This window comes from Chelativorans composti, from assembly GCF_039541695.1.
GTDB lineage: Bacteria > Pseudomonadota > Alphaproteobacteria > Rhizobiales > Rhizobiaceae > Chelativorans > Chelativorans composti.
In genome coordinates, this window is sequence record NZ_BAABGS010000010.1 from 1 (window position 1) to 23,949 (window position 23,949).

The window sequence follows — 23,949 nt, forward strand, 5'->3', positions numbered from 1 at the left end:
CGCGGGCGGCCCTGCAACCCCAACCAGCGATGCCGCCCGCGCTGGCGCCACCACCATCATTGCACTAACAATCAAATTGGACCCGTCCGTGGGGGCCGATCACGGCGCGACTTGTACCGATACGTCTTCGGGTCAAACCGGATCGCCGCACAGGCTCGGCGGATCGATATGGCCCATTCGGCACGCAGCGCGTCGACCAGCGCTCTCTTCCGGCCAGGCCTCAGAGCTTTCGTTTGATGACGTCCTGCAGCATCTCCTTGTCGAGCGTCAGGGCCGCCACGATCTTCTTCAGCCGGGCATTCTCCTGCTCAAGCTCGCGCAGCCGCTTCATCTCCGACGGCATCATGCCGGAATACTTCTTCTTCCAGTTGAAGTAGGTCGCCACAAGACGGCGAGAGACCCTCACCACACGTACTGCAGACCGATGTGTCCGCTCACACTGCGGGACCGGCGATCGCTCAAGCTCTGCTCGTAATCGACTGCAATGAAAGTGCTCAGCTCTTCTCTCACCTGCGCGTTGAAGCCCAGACCCAGCTGAGCCCGTGTGCTGCCGAGGCCGGTTCTCAAATCCACCGCATTCCGGCCGTTCACGGACGAGAACGTGGTTTGCGCATGCGCCCCGAAATCGTGCCAAACATTGGCGCGCCCCCAGAATGCGTACTCCTGCCCATCCGCCCCTTCCCAATTCTTCACCAGGCGAGCGCCGAGGCGGCCATGCCATGCGTCCGAATTGGCATACCGAACACTGCCGTACTGGTCATGCGTGTTGCCCAAGGTTACGGTTTGGTAAATCAGCTGAGCTTGAGGCTCGATATTCCAGCTCTCGCTCAGTTCGAACGAGTAGCCCATCTCCAGGGAAGCAGTAGCGCCCCAGCCATCAGGAGCGATTTCCTCGCCCTCGACTGACCACGCGCGAGCGGCATCGTATCTCGTGACCTGCGCCACGGCGTCGATGTAGGAGCCTGTCTCGCTCACGTGCGTCCAATAGGCGCCAAGGGTATAGCCATTCATGGAGACCTCGCCGGCGGACCCGCCCAATACCGCATCCACGCGGGCCGTTGCGCGGGAGGCCGCAAAGTACACTCCTGCCACGTCATGTGTGCCGTCGTCATCCAGACGGCTGTAGAGATCCTGGCCAATCTGGATACCCCCCAGATCGAAGCCATAGCGAGGACCGTTGTCCTCGAACCACTGAAAGCGACTTAAGCCGCTATCGCCACCACCCCCGACCTTGCCGCTGCTGCCAAAAACCCGGCCCCAGGCGCGTCGATCGTTGTCTTCCTGCCAACTGTAATCCCGGCCTGCGCCTTTCGCAGAAAGCACGACATGGTCCTCGCCGGCCCGGTCATGATAGGTGCCGATCACGTCCAGGCCGAGACGATGCGCCAGCGCCGGCACGGCCATGAACACCGGAACCTCCTTGCGATAATGGGGCACCTCCACGGCCGGCTGCGCACGTGTATCCGGGTCGACGCGCAGGAAACTGCGCAAATACCAGTTGCCGTCGCCAGCGTCCTCGCCCACCCCACCATGGTGTAGCGCATACTCATACGCACCGGACGCTACACGGTTGCCCAAGGCAAAGACGCCTGGAGCCGATGCTGATTTATCGCGGACTTCCACCAGCTCGATGCCATTGCCGCTGGTCAGTTGCCCCATATCCTCGGGATCGTAATCCACCTGGATGCGCGTCGCACCATTCGCGCCCAGCCGCGTCGCATCCACGATCAACATGTCGGCATAGCGGTCAGCGGGATCCGCCGCGCCAGCAGAACGCGCGCCGGCCCTCAGCCACAGCGTGCCACCATCAGAGACGAACATCCCATTGCCGGGGCCAAGCACTAAAGCTCCCGCGCCAGTGATCAGCAACGTGTTGCCGATCTCGGCACCGCGCAGGTCCATCAGGCCCGCATGATTGAACTCGCCTAGGTTGAGCAATTGGCCTTGGACGATGCCGTCGCGAGTCATGTCATACACATCTGCAGGCAAAGCGCGGTTATCCACCCCCGTCGTGGGCAGATAGAACCCGGTCGTGTCAACGGTTCGCGCGCCTTCGGCGGAACTCAGACGCACAGAGGCGCCAGCCTGATTGTCGAACCGACTAGCGGCCGATCCGAAATCCGAAACGGCGACGCGCTTCGTATCGCGCGCGCCATCACCATCCGTATCCGCGAAATGCCGGAACGCAAAGTCACCACCAGTCCGGTTGAGTACGTAGTTCTGCCCCCCAGAGGCAAATTCCATGAATCCGGTGATCACGCCCCGGTTCTCCAGGGTCAAGTTGCCGACCCCGCCCGTATGGCGCCCGGAATCTACAACAGCGCGGTCTGATCCCGCACCGATGCGCCCTTCGTTCCGGAGGCTGGCGGAAACATTGCTGTTCAGAGCTACACCTGCGGCAGAGAAACCGTGGGCGCCCGACCTGCTGGCCGCATCGGACTGCCATCCGCCAAACACCCGACCACTGGAACTGACCATCAAGGATGCCGTGTCATCGTCTGTCGTGATTGCAACGCCGACACCATACGCCCCATCGGACGCCACGCCTCCGTCGATCTGCGCCGCGACACGCGCCCGCCGGGACAAGCCGCCGGACGTAAGGCCGGTGACCTGGACACCTATGGAGTCGGTACCGACAGCCTCTACCTCGACACCTGAAGCCACGGCAGCGCTCAACTGACCGGAACCAGCGCTTTCCACAACGATTCCCCGTGCCCGTTCTCCAGATGCTCGCACGATGCCCCGCTGGACCACGGCGTAGGCAGGGTCGTCATGATCGACATTTGTCGCAGTGATGTTCACGCCGCGCGCGCCATCACCATCGGCAGTGACCTGACCTGCCGACACGACGCCTACCTCGCCCTTGCCGATCGTCACCGCATGTACCGCATACGCGGCAGATCCTTCAGCATGGATACGGCCCGTTGAGGATATCGCGGCGGTTGATCGCGCTTGACTATCGGGATCGTTTACCACCGAAAGCAGCCCGGACACCCCAGTGCCCCTAACGGTCACGGACCCGTCGATTTCTATTTCGGCATGCCCTGTTCCGTCGTTGAGGGCATACACCCCCGAGGCACCGTTGCCATCGACTGAAATGCTCCCGGTGCTCGTTTGAACGACTTTCACGTCGGCGGTGCTCGGCTGCGAGGCACCTGGCCGTGTGAGACCCCAGACGATCACGCCACTACCACCATCCGTCGTGACGTCGATTTCGCCGGACGTGGTCACCAGGACCGATCCCTGCCCCTCGTGGAACGCTCCTATCCCGCCGCTCTCGACCCCGGACGCCGTCAATCGGCTGCCGGCCCGCTGATTGATCAAGATATTGCCCGTGGCACTAGGTCGTCAATCTCGGCGAAGATGGCATGGGTGGAGCTGCCATCGGCGGTGGCCGAAGGGTCGGTCACGTCGATATTCGCGCCGGAGTCAACAGTCAGATTACTCCTGCCCTTGAGCTTGGCTCCCTGGGCATGGGTGCCGGCAACGGAAATTCGAACATTGTCGGCCAGGTCAAGGCGAATCGCGTTCGGCCCGTTCGTCGCCAGGTCCACGCCGTGATTTGCTGTACCGGCCGCACGCAGAATCGTTACCGTGGAATCAAGGGTGAGCCATAAGCCATGGGGTATGAAGGGCTCCAGATAAGAGATACCAGCGGAATATTGCCCGGGATCGCCCGAGCAGATCACTTCAGGCTCGATTCCGGCTGATGGAGGACCGCATTCCTCCGCCGCCCACGCCGACCCCAGACTCGACTGCGCAACTAATCCCGCAGCAATGCCTAACGTTGAAAGTCTGATTCCGCTCATAAGTTCTGCAGGATAGGTTGTTCCTACGCCATTGTTTCTATCTGACAAATACCAGCGATTTCGGCAATGGGCAGGTTTCCTACCCCCCAATCGCTTAATCTCCGCCCCCAAGTACCTTAGAACAGTGATCGTGGCAATCGTATGCAATTAGATTAAGAATCCGGGCCGAAACGTATCATGAGTGTCGTGCGATGCGTCTGACAAGGATCATGAGTGCTGCGGCGTTCGCTCGTTAGGCTGAATTGCTCATGGTGCGCCTAAGCAGGTTTCAGCTCATGCACCTGCATTTCAACGTGCAGGCCCGCAGCGGTTGCTATGTTAACGAGCGAATCCGGCCCAAAGAGATTGATCTTGCCGAGCAGCAGGTCAGAGATGCGCGGCTGGGTGACGCCCAGGCGGCGGGTGGCCTCAGTCTGCGACCATCCCTTGACGCGAATGTGCTGTTCAACAGAGGAACGCCATCGCCCTGCGCACATGTCGCCGCGGGAGATCCTGGTGGACAACGCCGACCTGCGCTTCAGGCCGCTGAAGCGCTCTGCGCTGGAGAACGGATACGTCGCCACCGTCCAAGCGATCATCCGATACGGGATGACCTTCTACGAGTCCCCCAATCCGTTCCACGGAGCGAAGCTGCGGTATCCGGCGACAGCTGCGCCCAGACAGTCGACCGAGCCCCTGAGCTCGGAGCAGAAGAACAGGATCTTCCGGGCTGGCGTTGGAAGCGGGCTGCTGGACGAGGCCCTGCTGCGGCTGCTGGGCGACCTTACTAGGCGCCGGCTCGGGCTCCTCGTTCACGAAAAACTGCTAAAATTGCCGCAGATGATGCAACACTGGGGAGATTTTGTTTGCATCTCGTGTCAGAATGAACTAACCGGCCGCTCCATGCTCCCGGGATGGGCCCGGGAGTCTGCCAGCGGAGGCAGCAACCCATGAACCACGAGTTTCGAATAGCCCGCATAGGCTAGCCCTCCGCCGTCGCCCGGCGGACCGGGCTTCTCCATTTCATGCATCATAAGACTGCCGACACCTGCATGCGCCAGCGCCTGCGGGCGGGCGAACGGCACATCGCATCCAGCACCCGGGGAGAGCGCTCCGGGCGCCGGCCCGCGGCTACAAGCCGCCGGCGCCGGAGGTCTTCATCCCGGCATTCGCGCGGGCGGCCCTGCAACCCCAACCAGCGATGCCGCCCGCGCTGGCGCCACGACCATCATTGCACTAACAATCAAATTGGACCCGTCCGTGGGGGCCGATCAACTTTTCTTCACTGGGGAGCCTGCGCTCGGCCGGTCGCCAGTCTTCCCCTTTCATCGGTCTGGCCCCTCCGATGCCTTCTGCCTAGACTGAGGGCAAACCTGCATCCTGAGGGGAATCATGATCCTTTGCTGCGGAGAAGCCCTGATCGACATGCTGCCGGCAACCGCTGGTGGTGAACCCGTCCTGCGTCCCGTCCCGGGCGGCGCGGCCTTCAACAGTGCCATCGCGCTCGGCCGCCTGGGCGTTCCGGTATCCTTCTTCTCCGGTCTGTCCTCCGATCCCTTCGGTTCGCTCCTGCGGGAAAGGCTCCGCGAGAGCCGCGTCGATCTCTCGCCCGCCGTGATCTCCGGCCGCCCCACCACCCTCGCTTTCGTGGATTTGCGTGACGGTCAGGCCACTTACTTCTTCTACGACGAGAACACCGCCGGCCGGATGCTCTCGGCCGATGATCTGCCTCCGCCGAACGATGCGGTCCGGGCCCTGCTCTCAGGCGGCATCAGCCTGGTGGCCGAGCCCTGCGGAAGCGTCTACGAGACGCTCATGCGGCGAGAGGCGTCCCATCGGGTGATCATGCTTGACCCCAACATCCGCCCCGCCTTCATTCACGATGAAGAACGCCATCGCGCCCGCATCCATCGCCTGTTCGAAATTGCCGACATCGTGAAGATTTCCGACGAGGATCTCGACTGGATCGCACCGGGAGAGCCGCAGGACCGGGCCATCGCCTCTATCCTGTCCGCTGGCGCAAGCCTGGTGCTTCTCACCTCCGGCGCGCGCGGCACCACTGCCTTCTGGAATGGCGGCAGCCTGTCTGTCCCGGCCATCCCCGTCACCGTTGCCGATACCATCGGCGCGGGCGATACCTTCAACGCCGGCTTTCTCGCCGCCCTCCACGAGCGGGGCGAGCTCACCAAGGACCGTGTCCGGAACCTGTCGGAAGAAACCCTTGCGGCAGCCCTTTCCTTCGCGTCGAAGGCGGCCGCCGTCACCGTCTCGCGGCACGGAGCCAACCCGCCCTGGCGCCACGAACTCACGCCGTGAAACCTGCTCCCTCGGCTACGAAGGAAGGATTGAGAAAACCGCTGTCCTCCCGCGGACCATAGACGAGCGGATTGCCCGCCACGTCCCGCGTCATCCCGCCCGCCGCGCGCAGGATCGCGTCTCCCGCCGCCGTGTCCCACTGCATGGTCGGCCCGAACCTGGGATAGAGATCCGCTTCTCCGCGGGCGATCAGGCAGAACTTCAGCGATGAGCCTATCGAGGTCACCCGTGCGCCCGGAAAGCGGGCGATATAGGCGTCCGTCTCCGGTGTCCGGTGCGAGAGGCTTGCGAGGATCACCGGCGGCTCGTCCGCCCTTCGGGCCCGCGCCTGGATGCGCTTCCGCCCCGCGATGTCGCGCCCCTTCACCTCGACCTCGAACGCACCATCCGCCCCGCCGCGGAAGAGCAGGTTGCGCGCCGGCGCATAAATGACGCCCAGCACCGGTGCTCCTCCCCGAACAAGCGCGATGTTGACCGTGAAATCCGGCCGCCGGTTCACGAATTCCCGCGTTCCGTCCAGCGGGTCGATGAGCAGGAAGGCGTCGCCGCAGGCGGGAATCACTCCGCGCGACACGCTTTCCTCAGCCACGCAGGGAAGGGCCAGCCCCTGAGCCCGCAGGCCGTCCAGGATCACCGCCTCGGCATCCCTGTCGGCGGCCGTCACGGGAGAGTCGTCAGCCTTGTGCTCGACCGAAAAGCCCTGCTCGTAGTGGCGCATGATCACGTGCCCGGCCTCGATCGCGAGCCTCTCGAACAGCGGGAGCAGGTCTCCGTCCAATCCCTTGAGCTGCCTGTCGTCTCCCATCCCGCTCTCCATGGGAAAACGGACAAGCGCTTTCCCGCAATCAGCAATAACCGTGTTCTCTCAACCAGTTTTCGAGTTCCGCGACAAGGTCTTCCGGCGTGCGTCCCATCGTCTTCAGATGAACATCCGGCGTCTCCGGCGCCTCATATGGCGCATCGATCCCCGTGAAATTCCTGATCTCCGCCTTTAGCGCCCGCGCATAGAGCCCCTTCGGGTCCCGCGCGATGCACTCCTCGAGCGGCGTGTCCACGAAGATCTCGACGAACTCGTCCGTGTCCGCGAGCTGCCGCGCCATCGCCCGCTCCGCACGGTAGGGTGAGATCAGCGACACCAGCACAATGAGCCCGGCATCCGCCATCAGCTTGGCCACCTCCGCCACGCGCCGGATGTTCTCGATCCGGTCCTCAGGGCTGAAGCCGAGGTCGCGGTTGAGCCCGTGCCGCACATTGTCGCCGTCGAGGATGTAGGTGTGCTGCCCGCTCGCATGCAGCTTGCGTTCGAGCAGATTGGCGATGGTCGACTTGCCGGATCCGGACAGACCTGTGAACCACAGGATCACCGGCTTCTGCTGCTTCTGCTCGGCCCGCGCCGCCTTGTTCACGTCAAGCTTCTGCCACTGGATATTCGCCGCCCGCCGGAGCGGCTTCAGGAACATGCCCGCGCCCACGGTCGCATTCGTCATCCGGTCGACCAGGATGAACGAGCCGGTCGCCTTGTTATCAGCGAACGCATCGAAGGTGATTGGCGCCTGCAACGAGAACTCGCACGCCCCCACCTCGTTCATCTCCAGCGCCTTCGCCTCCACCGGCTGATAGGTGTTGATATCAATTCGATGATCGAGCCGGGTTACCTTGGCGCTCACCTGGTCCGTCTCGGTCCTGAGCAGGAAGATGCGCCCCTCCGCCAGCGGCTCCTCGTGAAACCAGATCACCTGAGCGGTGAGCTGATCGGCCACATGTGGCTTGCGCTCGGGCGAGGAAAGGATCGTTCCCCGCGAGACATCCACCTCGCGGTCGAGCACCAGCGTTACCGCCTGTCCGCGCGTCGCTTCTTCGAGATTCCCGTCACAAGTAACGATCCGGCTCACCCGCGCCGCTGCCCTTGGGTTCGGAATCAGCACCTCGTCTCCCACCCGGACGCTGCCCGCTGCAATCGTTCCGGCGAACCCGCGGAAGTCCGCATTCGGCCGGTTCACATACTGCACCGGAAAGCGGAACGGCTGGCTTCGCGCAGGCTCCTCGATCTCCACCGACTCAAGATGTTCTATGAGCGTCGGCCCCCCATACCAATCCATGCTCGCCGACCGCTTGATGACGTTGTCGCCGAATTTCGCCGACATCGGAATGGCCTGGATGGTGGCAAACCCCAGCCCCTCAGCGAAAGCTTCGTAAGCCTCGCGGATACCCTCAAACACGTTCTGATCGAAATCCACGAGATCGATCTTGTTGACCGCCAGCACGATGTGCCGGATGCCGAGAAGCGAGGCAATGATCGTGTGCCGCCGTGTCTGTTGCAGAAGCCCAGCCTTCGCGTTCACCAGCACCACCGCGAGGTCCGCCGTCGAAGCTCCGGTCGCCATGTTGCGGGTGTACTGCGCGTGCCCGGGCGTGTCCGCCACGATGAACTTGCGCCTTGCCGTCGAGAAGAACCGGTAGGCCACGTCGATCGTGATTCCCTGCTCCCGCTCGGCTTCCAGCCCGTCCACCAGTAGCGCCAGGTCCAGCTCCCTCCCGTTCGTGCCATGCCGGAGAGAGTCGTGATGCAGCGCCGCCAGCTGGTCCTCGAACACCAGCTTCGTGTCATAGAGCAACCGCCCGATAAGCGTCGACTTCCCGTCATCCACCGACCCGCAGGTGATGAACCTGAGCAGGCTCTTGTTCTGCTGCTGGGCGATGTAGGCGCGGACGTCGGTGACCTGGGGCCTCTCTAGTACCTCGGCGGCAGCGTGCATCAGAAGTACCCTTCCCTCTTCTTCTTTTCCATGGAACCGGCTTCGTCGTGGTCGATCAGGCGGCCCTGCCGCTCGGAGGAGCGGGCGATCAGCGTCTCCGCCACCACTTCCTCCAGCGTGTCGGCCTCGGATTCGATGGCCGCCGTGAGCGGGTAGCAGCCGAGCGTGCGGAAGCGCACCATCCGCTCCTCCACCACCTCGCCGGGCTGTATCGGCATGCGCTCGTCATCCACCATGATCCATTGCCCGCCCCGGTTCACGACCGGCCGGCGCGTCGCCAGGTACAGCGATGGAATGGGAATGTTCTCGAGCAGGATGTACTGCCAGATGTCGAGCTCGGTCCAGTTGGAGAGAGGAAAGACACGGATCGACTCTCCCGGCTGCACCCGCGTGTTGTAGATCTTCCACATCTCCGGGCGCTGGTTCTTCGGATCCCACGCGTGGGCTGCGTTGCGGAACGAGAAGATCCGTTCCTTCGCCCGGGACTTTTCCTCGTCTCGCCTGGCGCCCCCGAAGGCAGCGTCGAACCCGTACTTCTCCATCGCCTGCCGGAGCGCCAGCGTCTTCATCACATGCGTGTGGATGCCGGCGCCATGGGTAAACGGACTGATCCCCTGCCGCACACCCTCCTCGTTCACGTGCACCAACAGGTCGAACCCGAGCTCCCGCGCCATGCGGTCGCGGAACGCGATCATCTCGCGGAATTTCCAGGTGGTGTCGACGTGCAGGATCGGGAACGGCGGCTTGGCCGGATAGAAGGCCTTCATTGCCAGATGCAGCAGCACCGACGAATCCTTGCCGATCGAATACAGCATGACGGGCCTGGCGAAATTCGCCGCCACTTCCCGCATGATATGAATCGATTCCGCCTCCAGGCGCTGGAGGTGAGAATGGGCTGAGCGCATGTGAAGGAACTTCCCAGACCAGAGTGCTTATGTGGGAAGTAAACATGCGAAACGGGCTCCTCTTCAAGGAGCCCTGAACCAAGTATAAGCTCGGATTCGCCTTGGTTTTTCGCCGGGGGAGAAGAACGGGAAAAGTTCTTCCCCGCGCCGGCAAGACGTCCGTATGTCCGGCGTCTCAGCCCTTCAGCGCCTCGCGGATCGCGTTCGCGATGCGCTCCTGGTCCTCGGCCTTCAGATAGGGGTGCATCGGCAGGCAGAGAATGCGTTCGGGCAGCGTTTCGGAGACCGGCAGTCCGGAGGAAACGCGCGGGAACGCAGCGTAGGCCTTCTGCAGGTGCAGCGCCTTCTCGTAGTAGATGACGGAAGGAATGCCCTCCTGCTGCAGGCGCGAGCGCACCTGGTCGCGGTTCTTCGTCTCGATCGCATACTGCGCCCAGGCCGAGCGCACGTTCTCCGGCAGCACCGGCACCTTCACCATGTCGCCGAGCAGCTCGTTGTAGCGCTTGGCGACCTCGGCGCGCATCTCCATCTCTTCCGGCAGGATCTCGAGCTTGGCGAGCAGGATCGCCGCCTGCATCGTGTCTAGGCGCGAGTTCATGCCGATGCGCACGTTGTCGTACTGGCTGGCACCCTTGCCGTGGAAGGCGACCGAGCGCAACACGTCGGCAAGCTCGGCGTCATTCGTAAACATCGCACCGCCGTCGCCATAGCAGCCGAGCGGCTTGGCGGGATAGAAGCTGGTCGCCGCCACGTTCCCGAACGCGCCGCACATGGTATTGTCTCGGCGGCCGCCGATCGACTGCGCCGCATCCTCGATCACCAGCAGCCCCTCGCGCACGGCAATCGCGCTGATTTCGTCGAAACGCGCCGGCTGACCGAAGAGGTCCACGGGGATGATCGCCTTGGGCGTCAGCTGTCCGTCCCGGCGCACGTCGGCGATCGCCGTCTCCAGGCTTGTCACATCCATGTTGTAGGTGTCCGGATCGACATCCACGAACACCGGCGTGGCGCCCACCAGCGCCACCACTTCAGCGGTCGCGGCAAACGTGAAGCTTGGAACGAACACGGCGTCGCCCCGCCCGATCTCGTTCGCCATCAAGGGAATCTGAAGCGCATCCGTACCGTTGGCGCACGCAACCACGTGCTTCACGCCCACGTATTCCGCCAGCTTCTGCTCGAACTCCGCGACTTCCGGGCCAAGGATGTATCGTCCCTCGTTCAGGACCTTGGCCAACGCCTTTTCGAGTCGATCCTGAATGCGGGCGCGCTGCGCGCCAAGGTCAATGAACTGCATGCTGGTACCCTTTACAGCGTCAACGTGCGCTGAATATGCCCGCGCGGATTGTTTAGCAACAGAAAGCAGCGTTCACTCTGTCGCAGGCACTGTTACAACCAGTGAACAGGTTGCGTTCCTTCGCCAAAGCTGCAACTTTCTTTTGACACATTACATCTATGGCCTGACATCTATGGCCTGCCTCGCAACAAAGGAGAGTGTTGTATGGCCGCTCCATTCAAGGCGTATGATGTGCGCGGACAAATCCCGCGCGAGCTCAATGTTCCGTTTGCCTATCGTTTTGCACAGGCGACCAAAGAAACTCTCAACCCTCGCTCCGTGGTCATCGGCCACGACATGCGCCTCGACAGCCCGTCGCTCGCCCATGCACTGATTCAGGGATTCCTCGACAGCGGCGTGGACGTCATTCCCGTCGGCCGCTGCGGCACCGAGGAAGTCTACTTCCACACCGCCGACAGCGGCGCCGACGCGGGCCTGATGGTCACTGCCAGCCACAATCCCGCCGACTACAACGGCATCAAGATGGTTCTGAAGGGCGCGGCCGCCGCCACGCCGGACAACGCATTCAACGCCATCGAGGCCGCTCTCAACAGCGGCAACACGTTCACCGTCGCAGCGAGCTATGCCGGACGCGGCACGCTCCTCGACGAAGCCGACCGGTCCCGCTACATCGACCGCCTTCTCAATGAGGTCGCCGGCCTTCCCTTGAAGCCGCTCAAGATCGTCTGCCATGCCGGCAATGGCTGCGCCGGCCCGATTATCGACCTCCTTGAGAAGCATCTGCCCTTCACCTTCATCAAGGTCGACCACGAGCCCGACCCGCGCCTGCCCAACGGCATCCCGAACCCGCTCCTTCCCGAGAGGCGCGAGAAGGCAAGCCGCGCGGTGGTCGAGCACGGTGCCGATCTTGCCATCGCCTGGGACGGCGACTTCGACCGCTGCTTCCTCTACGACCACAAGGGCCGCTTCGTGGAGGGCTACTACCTCGTCGGCATGATCGCCAAGCGCATGCTGGAGAAGGAGCCCGGCAGCACCATCCTCTACGATCCGCGGCTCACCTGGAACACCATCGACATCGTCGAGAGCCTGGGCGGACGGGCTCTTCCCTGCCGTACCGGCCACGCCTATTTCAAGCAGATGATGCGCGAGGAGAACGCCATCTACGGTGGCGAGATGAGCGCTCACCACTACTTCCGCGACTTCAGCTACTGCGACTCAGGTATGCTCGCCTGGCTCGACGTTGTGGCGGAACTGTCCGCCAGCGGCGAGCGCCTGGCCGACGTGCTGGAGGCCCGCATTGCGGCCTTCCCCTGTTCCGGCGAGATCAACTTCAAGGTCGACGATGCCAAGGCAGTGCTCGACCGTGTCGCCAGTCATTTCGAGAAATTCAATCCAAAGCTGGAGACGATCGACGGCCTCGGCATGGACTTCGGCGACTGGCGCTTCAACCTGCGCTCGTCCAACACCGAGCCGCTGCTTCGCCTGAACGTCGAGACCCGCGCCGATCAGCGGCTCCTCGCTGCGCGTGTCGAAGAAATCTCGAACCTGATCCGCGGCTGAGCCTGTCGCAGTGGGCTTCTCTTCGCAGTTGCCGCTGTGGCGAAGAGAAGCCGACAACCCGGATCTATCTCCCTCACCAGGCTCAGAGCGACGGCCCTGGAGACCGCAAGGCTTCGACGCCCAGCGGTTTCCTTGCCGGTCCCTGTGGTGAGTTTGCTCTAGCTCACCCCGCGTTCGGCCAGCCCCCGCGCGATCACCAGCCGCTGAATGTCGCTCGTTCCCTCGTAGATCTGGCACACCCGCACGTCGCGGTAGATTCGCTCCACGGGATAGTCCTTCATGTAGCCATAGCCGCCGTGGACCTGGATGGCGTCGGAGCACACCCGCTCCGCCATCTCCGAGGCGAACAGCTTCGCCATGGAGGCTGCCTGCAACGCGGGCTGCCCCACCTCCTTGAGGCTCGCCGCATGCAGCACCAGCTGCCGCGCCGCCTCCACCTGCGTTGCCATGTCGGCGAGCCGGAACGCGACCGCCTGATGCTCCATCAGCTTCACCCCGAAGGCCTCCCGTTCCTGCGCATAGGCCAAAGCCGCCTCCAGCGCCGCGCGCGCCATGCCCACGCATTGCGCCGCAATGCCGATCCGCCCGCCCTCCAGGTTGGCTAGCGCGATGCGGTATCCCTCACCCTCCTCGCCGAGGCGGTTTTCCTCCGGCACCTCCAGGTCCTCGAAAGCAAGCTGCGCGGTATCCGAGAGACTCTGCCCCAGCTTGTCCTCGATCCGCACCACCCGATAGCCGGGAGAATCCGTCGGCACGATGAAGGCGCTGATTCCCCTCTTGCCGGCGGACGGGTCCGTTACCGCGAACACGATCGCCACATCGGCATTCTGGCCATTCGTGATGAATTGCTTCGAGCCGCTAATGACGTACCGGTCGCCCTTCCGGACGGCCCGCGTCTTCAGCGCCGAGGCATCAGATCCCGCCTGCGGCTCCGTCAGGCAGAACGCGCCGAGCCACTCGCCCGATGCCAGCGGCTTCAGAAAGCGCTCCTTCTGTTCCTCCGTCCCGAACTTCAGGATGGGCATGCAGCCCACCGAGTTGTGGACACTCATGATGGTCGAAACGGCGCCATCGCCCGCCGCGATTTCCTCGATTGCCAGGGCATAGGAGACGTAGTCGGTGCCCGCCCCGTTGTATTGCGGCGGCACCAGCATGCCCATCAGGCCAAGCTCCCCCATCTCACGAAGCTGCTCGCGCGGGAAATGCTTCGTCTTGTCCCACTCCGCCGCAAACGGCTTCAACCGTTCCTCCGCGAAGCGGCGAGCCATGTCCAGCACCATGTTCTGGTCTTCGCTCAGGATCATCGTCGTCTCCTCCACATCGACGGCGCCGACGTTGCGGTTATTTACTCACGAGTATATAACCTACGCAATGGAATAAAGAGTTCGTCCCGAGGTCCTGCCGACCATGACTGAACGCCCGACCCGTTCCCCCTGGCCCTCGCGCCGGGACCGTGAAACGGAACGCATGGACAAGCGTGAAGCCCTGCTTCAGGCAGCGGTCCGCTCGTTCAATGAAAAGGGCTTCCATGCCACCTCCCTCGACGACGTCGCGGCCTCCATGAACGTCACCAAGCCCACCATCTACTACTATCTGGGCAACAAGGACGAGATTCTTTTTGAATGCGTCCGGCGCGGCCTCGTCAGCATCCGCGAGATCATCCGCTCCGTCGAGGAAACCGGCGGCACTGGTTACGAGCGCTTCCGCGCCCTGCTCCTGGGCTATGCCCGCATCATGACCGAGGATTTCGGCATGTGCATCACCCGCACAGCCGACCACGAGCTTTCGCCGGAAAGCCGTGCCCGGTTCCGTGCCCTCAAGCGCGAGATCGATGCCACCATCCGCCGCGTCGTGGAGGAAGGCATCGCCGATGGTTCCATCGTCCCGGGCGATCCCCGGATCATGACTTTCGTCGCCACCGGCGCGCTAAACTGGATCGCGCGCTGGTATGACCCTTCGGGACCGATGTCCGCGGAGGAAGTGGCGCAATCCTGTGTTGAAACCATTCTTCGGGGCTTCAGACCCGGCACGATTGCAATGGAGGGGACCAAGAATGCCGATACCGGCAGCATTTGAAGGCAGGCTGAAGCTGCCCGCCATCGTGGCGCCCATGTTCCTCACGTCCGGCACGGACCTCGTGGTGGAAGCGTGCCGCTCCGGCCTGGCAGCCGCCTTTCCTGCGCTCAACCAGCGTACCACGGAAGGCTTCGTCGCCTGGATGGAGGAGATCCGGGAACGGCTTGACGGGTTTCCTGGCGCAGCCCCCTTCGGCGTCAACATCATCGTCCACCGCACCAACCCGCGCCTCGATGCGGATCTGGAAATGGTGGTCAAGCACAGGGTGCCCTTCGTCATCACCTCCCTCGGGGCAGTCAGCGATGTCGTGGATGCCGTTCATTCCTACGGCGGGCTCGTCTTCCATGACGTCATCAACCGGCGGCACGCCGAGAAGGCCGCCGAGGCCGGCGTCGACGGCATAATCGCCGTCTCGGCCGGCGCGGGTGGTCATGGCGGCACTATGAGTCCCTTCGCCCTGGTCGAGGAAATCCGCTCCTTCTTCACCGGCACGATCATCCTTTCCGGCTCCATTTCCAACGGCCGCCACGTGGCCGCCGCCGAAGCCATGGGCGCCGACCTCGCTTATATAGGCACCCGCTTCATCGCCACGAAGGAATCGCTGGCAAGCGACGAGTACAAGGCCATGCTCGTCCGGTCGAAGGCAGCCGACATCGTCTACACCCCCGCGATTTCCGGAGTTCCCGCGAATTTTCTGCGACCCAGCATCGTCGCGGCCGGTCTAGATCCGGATAACCTGCCCGCACACCGCAGGCTGGACATGAACAACGAGGTCAAGGCGTGGAAGAACATCTGGTCGGCAGGCCAGGGCGTGGGCGCGATCGACGAGGTGCTGCCAGTGGCCGAACTCTGCGCGCGCCTGATCCATGAATATCGTCAGGAGCTCGATCGGGTGGCCCGCCGGGCTGTCGGTCTGCGCCATCCGGCAAGCGCCGGATGAACCGTTCGGTCGTCGGCGCAACGCGCCGAGGCAAGGCATCGCAGCTTCAGCTGCGGGAGGACAGGCCCTGCGCCGGAAACCCGGCGCAATGGCAGGAAGAGAATTTGCAACAGGTTTGGAGGCGGCATGAACACGTCAGAAAGTCAGTTCCGCGCGGTCGGCGTGGAGAAGTCAGGCATCCGCTGTGCGGCGGTCATCGGCGCAGGCTCCATGGGCTCCGGCATCGCGGCCCAGTTCGCGAATGCGGGCGTGCCCGTGATCCTTCTGGACATTCCCGGAGATGCCTCGGCCCGCAACGCGGCAGCCGAGGGCGGCATTGCCCGACAGCTGAAGGTCGGCGGCTTCATGCACCCCGACGCCGCCAGGCTCGTCCGGGCCGGCAACACGGAAGACGACCTCCATCTCCTTGCCGAGGCCGACTGGATCGTCGAGGCAATCATCGAGAAGCTGGACGCCAAGCGTGATCTCTACCGCCGCATCGCCGCAGTCCGCAAACCGGACGCCGTGGTGTCGTCCAACACCTCCACCATCCCGCTTGCCCAGTTGGTTGAAGGTTTCGACGCCGGCTTCGTCGCGCACTTCATGATCACCCACTTTTTCAACCCGCCACGCGTCATGCGGCTTCTGGAGCTCGTCACCGCTCCGGCCAACGCCCCCGAGACGGTCGCCCGCATTCGCAACGCCTGCGAGACGGTGCTTGGCAAGACGGTCGTGGATTGCCGAGACACGCCCGGCTTCATTGCCAACCGCATCGGCTGCTACTGGCTCGCCGCTGGCGCGATCGAGGCCCGCAGGCTCGGTCTCACCATCGAGGAAGCCGATGCGGTCAACACCGCCCTCGGCATTCCGCGCACCGGCGTCTTCGGCCTCCTGGACCTCGTCGGCGTCGATCTCATTCCGCCGATCTGGGGCAGTCTCATGGACACCCTCCCGGCCTCCGACGCCATCCATCGCTACGACCTGCCAGGCGACAACACGGTCAAAAAGCTCCTTGCCGAGGGCCGCTTTGGCCGCAAGTCCGGCAGTGGCTACTACCGGATGAACCCGGACAAGAGCCGGGACGCAACCGACCTGGAGACCGGCGAGTTCCGCGCCGAAATCCCCTTCGCCCCGTCGAGCCTGCCGGGCGGCGGCAAGAACCTGGCCCAGCTGCTTGACACCGATGACAAGTTCGGCCGCTACGCCTGGGCCACTTTCCGGGAAACCCTGGTCTATTCCGCCACACACGCGCCCGAGATCGCCGGCGACGTGGAGTCCATCGACAAGGGCATGGAGCTTGGATACGCGTGGCGACAGGGCCCCTTCCGCCTTGCCGACAGCTACGGTGCGGCCCGCGTCGCCGAACGCCTGGCCGCCGAAGGAATCGAGGTTCCCGCGCTCGTCGCCGCAGCGGCTGCGCAGGGTGGCTTCTATGTCGACGGCAAACCGCTTCAGAGCACCGGCGATCGCGCCACCGTCTCCGCGTTCCCGGTCTCCATGCTCGCCGCCGTCAAGGCGAAGTCGAAGCCCATGCACGGCAACGATGCGGCTTCCGTCTGGGACCTCGGCGACGGCGTCGCCTGCCTCGAGGTCCACACCAAGATGAACAGCCTCGCCCCCGCCGTTTTCGACGTGCTCGATTGGGCCATCGACGAAGGGCCGAAGCACTTCCGGGCCCTCGTGATCGGCAATGATGATCCTCGCGCCTTCTCTGCTGGCGCGGACCTGAGCTTCTTCGCCAGGATGACCGACGAGGGCCAGTGGCAGGCGATCGAGGACTATCTCGTCCGCGGCCAGAACCTTTATTTGCGTCTGAAATACAGCCCCTTCCCGGTGGTGGCGGCCGCGCACGGCTTCGCTCTCGGCGGCGGCTGCGAGCTGATGCTCCACGCAAATGCCATCGTTGCCCACGCGGAGCTCCAGGCGGGCCTGCCCGAGGTGAAGGTGGGTCTCGTCCCCGGCTGGGGCGGCTGCACGCAGTTGCTGCTGCGGGCCCAGGGCTCGGGCAAGGACGCCTTGGCCAGCACGCGCATGGCCTTCGACACGATCTTTGCCGGCACGCCCAGCCGCTCGGCCCTGGACGCCCGCGCGAATGGCATCCTGCCGGATGGCAGCCGCATCGTCATGAACCGTAGCCACCTGATCGGCGCCGCCAAGGATCTCGCCCTTGAGATGCTGGCCGGCTACGCAGCGCCGGAGCGCGCCCGCATTGCGGTCCCGGGCAGCGCCGGCCACCAGGAGATCATGGCTTTTGTGGAAGGGGAGCGCGCAGCAGGCCGGCTGACCGACACGGACGTCCGCATCGCCTCCGCCCTGCTGACGGTGCTGACGGGCGGCGAGAATGTCGATCCTCGAAAGCCGGTCACGGAAGAGGACATCATGGCGCTGGAACGCAAGGCACTGCTTGACCTAATCCGCACGCCGGAAACCCGCGCCCGCATCGACCATATGCTGAAGACCGGCGAGCCGCTGAAAAACTAGAGCGGAGCGGCTCCCCAAAGGGGGCGGGTCTTTAGCCTGCCCCCCTGAAAACCGGATGGCCGGAGCAGTCCGCAGTTTCACGGAATTTATGGGCTGCTCCAACCGGCCTCTCTCTTCCGCAGGCATGTCAAATAATGGCGGCGTCCCGCCACCTGCCTGCGGGACCATAAGGAGGAAGTGCCTCATCGGGCAGCTCGCGCTCAGTGCGGGAAGGCGAAAGCACAAAAAGACAGGCCAGGTCCGGACTGTCGCCTCAGACCTGGCCCCTCCCCCTCTAGTAACCGTTTTGCCTGGCTCACGGAAAAGTTGAGGTGAATTTCAACCGAACTCGCCGGCAAAAATCAAGTCCCTAATCATACCGCCGACTCGCATCTTCCTTGCGCGACAGACAACCCGTAACCCTCACGGTGCGGCGCAGTCCGCACCGTTATGCGCTTGACGTCTTGCAACTTGCCGCAGCAATTGCGAGAACGTGGCAACCTTGTTGGCAGAAACGAAAGGGTTGATCCATGACTCCCATTCAGACCCCGAACGCTCCGGCTGCTATCGGCCCCTATTCGCAGGCGATCCGCCATGGTGACCTCCTCTTCGTCTCCGGCCAGATTCCGATCGACCCGGCCACCGGCGAGTTCAATTCGGACGACGCGGCCGAGCAGATCCGCCAGTGCCTGAAGAACATTGCGGCGATCGCGGAAGCCGCCGGCACCAGCCTGAAGAACACCATCAAGACGACGATCCTGACCACCGAACTGTCGCGCTTCGCAGACATCAACGCGGCTTACGGCGAGTTCTTCTCGGCGCCCTATCCGGCCCGCGCCACCTTCGAGGTCTCGACTCTTCCGCGCGGCGCCAAGGTTGAGGTGGAGGCCATCATCGCCATCGCCTGACCGCGATCTCTGGCTATGCGCTCGAAAGCCTTCCCGTCAGGGGAGGCTTTTTCTTTGCCGTGGCGGAAAGTCTGCATCTGCAACACGGCTTCGATACCGGAGCAAGCAACGTCTTGAACGACTTGCCGCCGCCCCTACGCCTTTCGGTGGAATGGCGCGAATCGTGAAGCCTCCCGATACTGGGCGAACTGACGATCTGGTTGGAAAGGGTGAGGTCTGTGGCTGGGGCGCCTGGATTCGAACCAGGGAATGGCGGTACCAAAAACCGCTGCCTTACCGCTTGGCTACGCCCCAAGAGCGTTGTCGAGCGACCATATAACGACAGGCACGGCGCAACGCAACGTGTAACCATCACAGCTTCTCACAACATCCGATTATTTTTTGTGAAGTTGGACTTCGGCGATACTCGCTTGAAGTCTCGAAGTAGTGCTCTACAACCGTGAAGGGGGGCCTCGCGAAAGAGCGCGCAACGTTTCTAGGATGGCCCCATGACAGACGTTCGCAAATGGCTTCAGACGCGGTCGCGGCGCATGAAGAAGCTCATTTTGCTGACTGGGGACGCGCTCATCCTCATGCTGGTCATCTGGGCGGGGTTCTGCTTCCGCTTTGACCGGTTCTACATCCCAAACTTTGAACAGACGCTGTTTATCCTGGCCGGACCGGCGATCGCGCTACCCGTCTTCGCCTCGCTGGGCGTCTACAGGACGATTCTGCGTTACTTCGGCGCCTATTCGATCTGGACCCTTCTGAAGGCCGTCACCGTTTCCACCATGGTCTGGGTGAGCCTTGTCTACATCACCCTTTCCTTCGGACCCGGCGGCATTCCGCGCACCATCGCCGTGGTCTACTGGCTCGGCAGCTTTGCCGCGCTCGTCGCCACCCGTTTTCTCGCCCGGCGCATCCTCGAGGAACCGCACCCCCTCACCCAGAATGCCAAGCGCGTCCTGATCTATGGCTCCGGCGAACATGCCGTCGAACTGGCAAACGCCCTGCACGCCACTTCCGAGTTCCAGGTCGTTGCCTTCGTGAGCGATGATCCGAGCCTCGAGAACATGGACGTTCTGGGCATCCGCATCTATCCGATGGAGCAGCTACAGGATCTGGTCCAGCAGCTCGGCGTCGAGGAAGTCATCATCGCCTCGCCCTCCGCCAGCGTCCGGGCCCAGCGCGATCTTGTCGCTAAAGTCGGCCGCCTGCCGGTCAAGATACGCGTCCTGCCACCGCTTGCCGACCTTGCCGCAGGCAAGTTCCTGGTCAGCTACATCCGCGACATCGACATCGACGACCTGCTCGGCCGCCCGCCGGTCCCCGCCATTCCGGACCTGCTGCGCGAGCCTGTCCAGGGCCGTGTACTGATGATCACCGGCGCGGCCGGTTCCATCGGCTCCGCCCTATGCCGGCAGGTTGCCCAGCTCAAGCCCGCGAAGCTTGTCCTGCTCGATTTCAACGAGCTCGGCCTCTACCAGATTGAACGCGAACTGCGCCCCTACGGCGATTTCGAGCTCGTACCGGTCCTGGGATCAATCTGCGAGCCCGAGCTCCTGCGGTCCGTCATCGCGACCCACCGCGTCGACACGATCCTCCACTGCGCGGCCTATAAGCACGTTCCGATGGTGGAGGCCAACCTTGTCGAGGGCGCGCGCAACAACGTGCTCGGCTCCTTCCACCTCGCGCGGCAGGCCTGCGAGGGTAACGTCGAACGGTTCATCCTCATATCGTCCGACAAAGCAGTTCGCCCTACCAGCGTCATGGGCGCGACCAAACGCTGGGCAGAACTGATCACCCGTTATTATGGCGATCTCGCCACCCGGGCCGATCCGAACCGCGTCTTCTCCTGCGTGCGCTTCGGCAATGTCATCGGCTCAAGCGGCTCGGTCGTGCCCCTGTTCAAGGAGCAGATCGCCCGGGGCGGCCCGATCACGCTGACTGACGAGGGGATGACCCGGTATTTCATGTCGATCCGCGAGGCGGCCGAACTCATCATCCAGGCGAGCGCCCTCTCCCGCAGCGGTGACATCCTTGTGCTCGACATGAGCGAACCGGTGCGCATCCGCGACCTTGCGGAAGACATGATCATGCTGGCTGGCCTGACCGTGCGCGACGAGAGAAACCCGGACGGCGACATCGAAATCGTCACCATAGGCCCGCATCCCGCCGAGAAACTCGCCGAGGAACTCTTCTACAATCCGAACTCGATCGAGCGGACGCGTCACCCGAAGATCCTTCGCTCCTCCCCCGCGCACATGCCTGCGGACGACGTTCCCGTCATGATCCAGCATCTGCAGGATGCCATCGACCGCTATGACGCGGACGCGATCCGCACAATCCTGTTCCAGCTTCTGGAGCGCCGCGATCTGCCCCGCCTCATGGAGACTGTCGCCTGGGGTCAGGCGAAGGAGCGTTTCTCGGCATGATCAGGTCGCGGCAAGAGGTTCTGCAGTCCGGACGAACCGCGCGGCACGCAGACGTCAATCGCTGCTCCAAGCGGCTCTTCGACCTTGCCCTGGCCCTGCCTGCTATGATTGTCGCACTGCCGGTGATCGCGGTCGCGGCTCTTCTGGTCCGGGCCACATCTCCCGGCCCGGCCATATTCGCCCAGACACGCGTTGGGAGGAACGGAACCGGTTTCCGCTGCTACAAAATCCGCACCATGCACACTGGTACCCCATCCGTGCCGACCCACGAGGCAAAGGCCTCCTACGTCACCGGCGTCGGCCGCGTGCTCCGGCAAACCAAGCTTGACGAGCTGCCCCAGCTCTGGAACGTCATACGGGGGGACATGTCGTTGGTTGGCCCCCGCCCCTGCCTGCCTGGTCAGGACGATCTGATCCGACACCGCGAGAGGCTCGGGGTACTGTCCTTGCGCCCCGGGATCACCGGCCTCGCCCAGGTGCGCGGAATCGACATGTCCGACCCGCGCCGCTGCGCCGAGGCCGATGCGGAATACCTCGCCCGCTGGTCGCCATGGCTCGACCTTACGCTGCTGCTCCGCACGCTCCGCCGATCTTTACCCCCTCCCTCCTCACGCTGAACTTGTCGAAGCGTGAGCGCATCGAAGCATAAGCCTGTCCGGGCAGGCGCCTGCCGGAATGGAGCAGAGGTTAACCGGGAAGCCGGGCGAAGAACCTCACACCCTGTTGCGCAGCTTCAGCTGCTTTTCCCACTCGAGCGCATGGGAAATGATAAGTTCCAGGTCATTGTAGCGCGGCACCCAGCCGAGCTCCGCCTTGCAGAGGTCGGGCCTTGCCACGATCGACACCGGATCCCCCGGCCTGCGCCCGCTCATCACTACCTCGAAATCGATGCCCGAAACCCGCTTCACCGCGTCGATCACCTCCAGGACCGTCAACCCCCGGCCGTAGCCGCAGTTGGCGACCATGCTCTCGCCGCCGTCGCGCAATCGCTGCAGCGCCAGATAGTGGGCATTCACCAGGTCGGAGACATGGATGAAGTCACGCTCGCAGGTGCCGTCCCGTGTCGGATAGTCGGTGCCATAGACCTCCATGAACGGGCGCTTGCCGGTCGCCGTCTCGCAGGCAACCTTGATGAGATGCGTCGCCCCCTTGGTGGACTGCCCCGTCCGCATCTTCGGATCGGCGCCCGAGACGTTGAAATAGCGCAGCGCCGTGTAGCGGAAATCATGCGCGGCAGCCGTGTCACGCAGCATGATTTCCGTCATCAGCTTGGATGATCCATAGGGAGATTCCGGCCGAAGCTGCGCGTTCTCACTCACCGGACATTCCTCCGGGGTTCCGTAGACCGCCGCCGTTGACGAGAAGATGAAGTGCTTCACGCCCTTGCGCACGGCGCTCTCGATCAGCGCCCGCGACTTCACCGTGTTGTTGAGATAGTAGCCCAGCGGGTCGGCAACCGATTCCGGCACGATGATCGAGCCCGCGAAGTGGATGATCGAATCGACCCCCTTCTCCTCGATGATCCTCTCCACCAGATCCTGATCGCCGATATCACCGACGATGAGCTCGGCCGCGTCCGGTACCGCCCAGTCGAAGCCCGTCGAAAGCCGGTCGATCACCACGACCTCCTCGCCGTGGTCGAGCAGCTCCCAGACCATGTGGCTGCCGATGTACCCCGCCCCACCGGTAACAAGCACTGTCATCTGTCATTCTCCGTAACAGGATCAGCCCGCGCTTTCTATACTCCACTGCGCACCGATCAGAAATGACAAAGGCCATGGTCCCCGCGGACCATGGCCTTCACTTCCGATAATGGTTAAATGCGTTTTCAGCGCGCCAGCCGCTTGACCGCCGCAATTGCGGACCAGCCGGCAGGGACCAGGCAGGCAGCCAGCGCTGCCTTGATGAGATCCGGCACGACGAACGGCGCGACACCGAAGGCCCATGCGTTCTCGAAGCCGATCAGCACGCCGAGCCAGCTCGCGCCCATGGCCAGCAGCACGGCGTCAGCCATCACCATGGCGGCGAAGAGCTTCACGACATTCTGGCTCCAGCCGCGATCCGCAGCCCAGCCGACGATCGCCATCATGACGACGAAGCCGGCGAGGTAACCACCCGTCGGCCCGGCCATGTAGGCAAGCCCGATGCCCTTCTCGGGCGTGCTCTGGAAGACCGGATAACCCATCGCGCCCTGCAGCAGATAGAGCCCGATCGTCGCCAGTCCCAGGCGCAGCCCGAGAGTCGAGGCGAGCAGCATCACCACCATGGTCTGGAGCGAGATGTCGACCGGGCCGATCACCACTTTCGTCTTGGCGGACAGGACCAGCGCCATCGAGCCGGCAATGACGACCGCCGCCTGTGCAAGGAAGCGGGCCGCGCCCGATTGTGGCAGCGCCTGTGCGATAAGGGACTTGGAAAGAACCGCCTGCGACATGGAACCTCCGCGTGGACAAGTGTTTGGTTCAGGTAAGCCTCGTTCTATAAGACGATCGTGCTGGTGCGGCAATATCGCCGCCTTCCATTTGCTGTGTGCCGGCGAGCAAAAACGATGCT

At 63.5% G+C, this 23,949-nt stretch carries 19 protein-coding genes, 1 tRNA gene and 1 pseudogene; 9 read left to right on the forward strand and 12 right to left on the reverse strand.

What is annotated here, in order from left to right:
* Positions 1 to 101: 101 nt before the first annotated feature.
* The 4 genes and pseudogenes from ABD906_RS01785 to ABD906_RS01800 form a co-directional block, all read right to left on the reverse strand.
* A pseudogene (locus ABD906_RS01785) lies at positions 102 to 382 on the reverse strand (transposase); the annotation flags it as partial.
* 20 nt (positions 383 to 402) lie between these two features.
* Entirely contained in the window at positions 403 to 3,231 is a 2,829-nt protein-coding gene (locus tag ABD906_RS01790; RefSeq protein ID WP_345097893.1) for an autotransporter family protein, read from the reverse strand.
* An 89-nt stretch (positions 3,232 to 3,320) separates the two neighbouring features.
* Positions 3,321 to 3,809: a hypothetical protein gene (locus ABD906_RS01795; protein WP_345097895.1), complete on the reverse strand. Its 489-nt coding sequence runs from the start codon at positions 3,807 to 3,809 to the stop codon at positions 3,321 to 3,323.
* Positions 3,810 to 4,066: 257 nt separating this feature from the next.
* Positions 4,067 to 4,285, reverse strand: a complete 219-nt coding sequence (locus tag ABD906_RS01800; protein ID WP_345097897.1) for a helix-turn-helix domain-containing protein — start codon at positions 4,283 to 4,285, stop codon at positions 4,067 to 4,069.
* 19 nt (positions 4,286 to 4,304) lie between these two features.
* Between ABD906_RS01800 and ABD906_RS01805 the strand changes: the two genes are divergently transcribed.
* Both ABD906_RS01805 and ABD906_RS01810 read left to right on the forward strand, forming a co-directional pair.
* Entirely contained in the window at positions 4,305 to 4,742 is a 438-nt protein-coding gene (locus ABD906_RS01805) for a hypothetical protein (protein ID WP_345097899.1), read from the forward strand.
* 438 nt (positions 4,743 to 5,180) lie between these two features.
* Complete coding sequence (locus ABD906_RS01810; protein ID WP_345097900.1) at positions 5,181 to 6,104, forward strand: carbohydrate kinase family protein; 924 nt, start codon at positions 5,181 to 5,183, stop codon at positions 6,102 to 6,104.
* Here ABD906_RS01810 and cysQ read toward each other — a convergent pair.
* The 4 genes from cysQ to ABD906_RS01830 all read right to left on the reverse strand — a co-directional run bounded on the left by cysQ (position 6,094) and on the right by ABD906_RS01830 (position 11,059).
* Positions 6,094 to 6,909, reverse strand: coding sequence for a 3'(2'),5'-bisphosphate nucleotidase CysQ (cysQ, locus tag ABD906_RS01815; protein WP_345097901.1), 816 nt, complete (start codon positions 6,907 to 6,909; stop codon positions 6,094 to 6,096). The genes ABD906_RS01810 and cysQ overlap by 11 nt on opposite strands.
* Before the next feature lie 40 nt (positions 6,910 to 6,949).
* Positions 6,950 to 8,863 (reverse strand): sulfate adenylyltransferase subunit CysN, encoded by a 1,914-nt coding sequence (gene cysN / locus ABD906_RS01820; protein WP_378188195.1) that lies wholly within the window; start codon positions 8,861 to 8,863, stop codon positions 6,950 to 6,952.
* Positions 8,860 to 9,765 carry a sulfate adenylyltransferase subunit CysD gene (cysD, locus tag ABD906_RS01825; protein ID WP_345097903.1) on the reverse strand — a complete coding sequence of 302 codons (906 nt, stop codon included), beginning with the start codon at positions 9,763 to 9,765 and terminating at the stop codon, positions 8,860 to 8,862. The genes cysN and cysD overlap by 4 nt, the downstream gene beginning before the upstream one ends.
* Before the next feature lie 175 nt (positions 9,766 to 9,940).
* Positions 9,941 to 11,059 carry a DegT/DnrJ/EryC1/StrS family aminotransferase gene (locus ABD906_RS01830; protein ID WP_345097904.1) on the reverse strand — a complete coding sequence of 373 codons (1,119 nt, stop codon included), beginning with the start codon at positions 11,057 to 11,059 and terminating at the stop codon, positions 9,941 to 9,943.
* 204 nt (positions 11,060 to 11,263) lie between these two features.
* Between ABD906_RS01830 and ABD906_RS01835 the strand changes: the two genes are divergently transcribed.
* Positions 11,264 to 12,619: a phosphomannomutase/phosphoglucomutase gene (locus ABD906_RS01835; protein ID WP_345097905.1), complete on the forward strand. Its 1,356-nt coding sequence runs from the start codon at positions 11,264 to 11,266 to the stop codon at positions 12,617 to 12,619.
* A 158-nt stretch (positions 12,620 to 12,777) separates the two neighbouring features.
* Here the strand turns inward: ABD906_RS01835 and ABD906_RS01840 are convergent, their stop codons facing one another.
* Positions 12,778 to 13,923 carry an acyl-CoA dehydrogenase family protein gene (locus ABD906_RS01840; protein ID WP_345097906.1) on the reverse strand — a complete coding sequence of 382 codons (1,146 nt, stop codon included), beginning with the start codon at positions 13,921 to 13,923 and terminating at the stop codon, positions 12,778 to 12,780.
* Between the two features lie 163 nt (positions 13,924 to 14,086).
* Between ABD906_RS01840 and ABD906_RS01845 the strand changes: the two genes are divergently transcribed.
* From ABD906_RS01845 to ABD906_RS01860, 4 genes are all read left to right on the forward strand, one after another.
* Positions 14,087 to 14,695 carry a TetR/AcrR family transcriptional regulator gene (locus tag ABD906_RS01845; RefSeq protein ID WP_345097907.1) on the forward strand — a complete coding sequence of 203 codons (609 nt, stop codon included), beginning with the start codon at positions 14,087 to 14,089 and terminating at the stop codon, positions 14,693 to 14,695.
* Positions 14,673 to 15,635 (forward strand): NAD(P)H-dependent flavin oxidoreductase, encoded by a 963-nt coding sequence (locus tag ABD906_RS01850; protein WP_345097908.1) that lies wholly within the window; start codon positions 14,673 to 14,675, stop codon positions 15,633 to 15,635. The genes ABD906_RS01845 and ABD906_RS01850 overlap by 23 nt, the downstream gene beginning before the upstream one ends.
* Positions 15,636 to 15,761: 126 nt before the next feature.
* Complete coding sequence (locus ABD906_RS01855; protein WP_345097909.1) at positions 15,762 to 18,095, forward strand: 3-hydroxyacyl-CoA dehydrogenase/enoyl-CoA hydratase family protein; 2,334 nt, start codon at positions 15,762 to 15,764, stop codon at positions 18,093 to 18,095.
* Positions 18,096 to 18,604: 509 nt separating this feature from the next.
* Positions 18,605 to 18,982 carry a RidA family protein gene (locus ABD906_RS01860; protein ID WP_345097911.1) on the forward strand — a complete coding sequence of 126 codons (378 nt, stop codon included), beginning with the start codon at positions 18,605 to 18,607 and terminating at the stop codon, positions 18,980 to 18,982.
* Positions 18,983 to 19,201: 219 nt separating this feature from the next.
* Here ABD906_RS01860 and ABD906_RS01865 read toward each other — a convergent pair.
* Positions 19,202 to 19,276 (reverse strand) — tRNA-Gln (locus ABD906_RS01865).
* Positions 19,277 to 19,470: 194 nt separating this feature from the next.
* Between ABD906_RS01865 and ABD906_RS01870 the strand changes: the two genes are divergently transcribed.
* Positions 19,471 to 21,396: a polysaccharide biosynthesis protein gene (locus ABD906_RS01870; RefSeq protein WP_345097912.1), complete on the forward strand. Its 1,926-nt coding sequence runs from the start codon at positions 19,471 to 19,473 to the stop codon at positions 21,394 to 21,396.
* On the forward strand, positions 21,393 to 22,013 hold the full coding sequence (locus ABD906_RS01875) for a sugar transferase (RefSeq protein ID WP_345097913.1): 621 nt from the start codon (positions 21,393 to 21,395) through the stop codon (positions 22,011 to 22,013). Before ABD906_RS01870 ends, ABD906_RS01875 begins: the two co-directional genes overlap by 4 nt.
* Positions 22,014 to 22,109: 96 nt before the next feature.
* Here the strand turns inward: ABD906_RS01875 and galE are convergent, their stop codons facing one another.
* Both galE and ABD906_RS01885 read right to left on the reverse strand, forming a co-directional pair.
* Positions 22,110 to 23,099: a UDP-glucose 4-epimerase GalE gene (gene galE / locus ABD906_RS01880; RefSeq protein WP_345097914.1), complete on the reverse strand. Its 990-nt coding sequence runs from the start codon at positions 23,097 to 23,099 to the stop codon at positions 22,110 to 22,112.
* 125 nt (positions 23,100 to 23,224) lie between these two features.
* On the reverse strand, positions 23,225 to 23,830 hold the full coding sequence (locus ABD906_RS01885) for a biotin transporter BioY (protein ID WP_345097915.1): 606 nt from the start codon (positions 23,828 to 23,830) through the stop codon (positions 23,225 to 23,227).
* Between the last annotated feature and the right edge of the window lie 119 nt (positions 23,831 to 23,949).

What these genes read in the sequence shown, in the direction of transcription:
- ABD906_RS01795 (WP_345097895.1), bottom strand. Translation starts at nt 3,809, where the DNA reads ATGAGCGGAATCAGACTTTCAACGTTAGGCATTGCTGCGGGATTAGTT.
- ABD906_RS01800 (WP_345097897.1), bottom strand. Translation starts at nt 4,285, where the DNA reads ATGTGCGCAGGGCGATGGCGTTCCTCTGTTGAACAGCACATTCGCGTC.
- ABD906_RS01810 (WP_345097900.1), top strand. Translation starts at nt 5,181, where the DNA reads ATGATCCTTTGCTGCGGAGAAGCCCTGATCGACATGCTGCCGGCAACC.
- cysQ (WP_345097901.1), bottom strand. Translation starts at nt 6,909, where the DNA reads ATGGGAGACGACAGGCAGCTCAAGGGATTGGACGGAGACCTGCTCCCG.
- cysD (WP_345097903.1), bottom strand. Translation starts at nt 9,765, where the DNA reads ATGCGCTCAGCCCATTCTCACCTCCAGCGCCTGGAGGCGGAATCGATT.
- ABD906_RS01830 (WP_345097904.1), bottom strand. Translation starts at nt 11,059, where the DNA reads ATGCAGTTCATTGACCTTGGCGCGCAGCGCGCCCGCATTCAGGATCGA.
- ABD906_RS01835 (WP_345097905.1), top strand. Translation starts at nt 11,264, where the DNA reads ATGGCCGCTCCATTCAAGGCGTATGATGTGCGCGGACAAATCCCGCGC.
- ABD906_RS01840 (WP_345097906.1), bottom strand. Translation starts at nt 13,923, where the DNA reads ATGATCCTGAGCGAAGACCAGAACATGGTGCTGGACATGGCTCGCCGC.
- ABD906_RS01845 (WP_345097907.1), top strand. Translation starts at nt 14,087, where the DNA reads ATGGACAAGCGTGAAGCCCTGCTTCAGGCAGCGGTCCGCTCGTTCAAT.
- ABD906_RS01850 (WP_345097908.1), top strand. Translation starts at nt 14,673, where the DNA reads ATGCCGATACCGGCAGCATTTGAAGGCAGGCTGAAGCTGCCCGCCATC.
- ABD906_RS01855 (WP_345097909.1), top strand. Translation starts at nt 15,762, where the DNA reads ATGAACACGTCAGAAAGTCAGTTCCGCGCGGTCGGCGTGGAGAAGTCA.
- ABD906_RS01860 (WP_345097911.1), top strand. Translation starts at nt 18,605, where the DNA reads ATGACTCCCATTCAGACCCCGAACGCTCCGGCTGCTATCGGCCCCTAT.
- ABD906_RS01870 (WP_345097912.1), top strand. Translation starts at nt 19,471, where the DNA reads ATGACAGACGTTCGCAAATGGCTTCAGACGCGGTCGCGGCGCATGAAG.
- ABD906_RS01875 (WP_345097913.1), top strand. Translation starts at nt 21,393, where the DNA reads ATGATCAGGTCGCGGCAAGAGGTTCTGCAGTCCGGACGAACCGCGCGG.
- galE (WP_345097914.1), bottom strand. Translation starts at nt 23,099, where the DNA reads ATGACAGTGCTTGTTACCGGTGGGGCGGGGTACATCGGCAGCCACATG.
- ABD906_RS01885 (WP_345097915.1), bottom strand. Translation starts at nt 23,830, where the DNA reads ATGTCGCAGGCGGTTCTTTCCAAGTCCCTTATCGCACAGGCGCTGCCA.